The following is a 1,484-nucleotide window of genomic DNA, read 5'->3' on the forward strand; positions in this document are numbered from 1 at the left end:
CATGTGCGCGCGGCCGATGAAGCCTATGCGCTGGGCGGTGACACCCCGGCGGCCAGCTATCTCGACCAGGCCAAGGTCCTGGCCGCGGCCGCCGAATCCGGCGCCGACGCCGTCCACCCCGGCTACGGATTCCTCTCCGAGAACGCCGAATTCGCCCAAGCCGTCCTCGACGCGGGACTGACCTGGATCGGCCCCCCGCCCCACGCCATCCGCGACCTGGGCGACAAGGTCGCCGCCCGCCACATCGCCCAGCGCGCCGGCGCACCCCTCGTCGCCGGCACCCCCGACCCCGTCTCCGGCGCCGAAGAGGTCGTGGCCTTCGCCGAACAGCACGGCCTGCCCATCGCCATCAAAGCCGCCTTCGGCGGCGGCGGCCGCGGCCTGAAAGTCGCCCGCACCATGGAAGAAGTCCCCGAGCTCTACGACTCCGCCGTCCGCGAGGCCGTGGCCGCCTTCGGCCGCGGCGAATGCTTCGTCGAGCGCTACCTCGACAAGCCCCGCCACGTCGAGACCCAGTGCCTGGCCGACACCCACGGCAACGTCGTCGTGGTCTCCACCCGCGACTGCTCCCTCCAGCGCCGCCACCAAAAACTCGTCGAGGAAGCCCCCGCCCCCTTCCTGACCGAGGAGCAGAACACCCAGCTCTACGCCGCCTCCAAGGCCATCCTCAAGGAGGCGGGCTATGTCGGGGCGGGGACGGTGGAGTTCCTGGTCGGCAACGACGGCACCATCTCCTTCCTGGAGGTCAACACCCGGCTCCAGGTGGAACACCCGGTCACCGAAGAGGTCACCGGCATCGACCTGGTCCGCGAGATGTTCCGCATCGCCGACGGCGAGGCCCTGGGGTACGACGACCCGCCGATGCGGGGGCATTCGTTCGAGTTCCGGATCAACGGCGAGGACCCGGGCCGCAACTTCCTGCCCGCCCCGGGCACGGTGACCTCCTTCGTCCCGCCCACCGGCCCCGGCGTCCGCCTCGACGCGGGCGTGGAGTCCGGCAGCGTCATCGGCCCCGCGTGGGACTCCCTGCTGGCCAAGCTGATCATCACCGGCGCCACCCGCACCCAGGCCCTCCAGCGCGCCGCCCGCGCCCTGGCCGAGTTCCAGGTCGAGGGCATGGCCACCGCCATCCCCTTCCACCAGGCGGTCGTGACGGACCCGGCGTTCACCAGCGAACCCTTCACCATCCACACCCGCTGGATCGAAACCGAGTTCAACAACACCATCACCCCCTTCACCCCGGCCGGGGCGGACGAGGCCGAGGAGCCCACCGGCCGTGAGACGGTCGTGGTCGAGGTCGGCGGCAAGCGACTCGAGGTCTCACTGCCCGCCTCCCTGGGCGTGGCCACCGCCCCCGCGGGCGGTTCGAAGAAGCCGAAGCGCAAGGCGGTCAAGAAGTCCGGCTCCGCCGCCTCCGGCGACGCCCTCGCCTCGCCCATGCAGGGCACGATCGTCAAGGTCGCCGTCAACGAGGGCGACACCGT

Annotated in this window: 1 protein-coding gene; it reads left to right on the forward strand. The window is 71.5% G+C overall.

All coding sequences use genetic code 11. The features are described from left to right. Positions 1–1,484, forward strand: a 1,484-nt coding sequence (locus NP777_RS46790; protein WP_256656306.1) for an acetyl-CoA carboxylase biotin carboxylase subunit, incomplete at both ends; no start/stop codon positions are given.

It is taken from the genome of Streptomyces rugosispiralis, from assembly GCF_024505145.1.
Taxonomy (GTDB): Bacteria; Actinomycetota; Actinomycetes; order Streptomycetales; family Streptomycetaceae; genus Streptomyces; species Streptomyces rugosispiralis.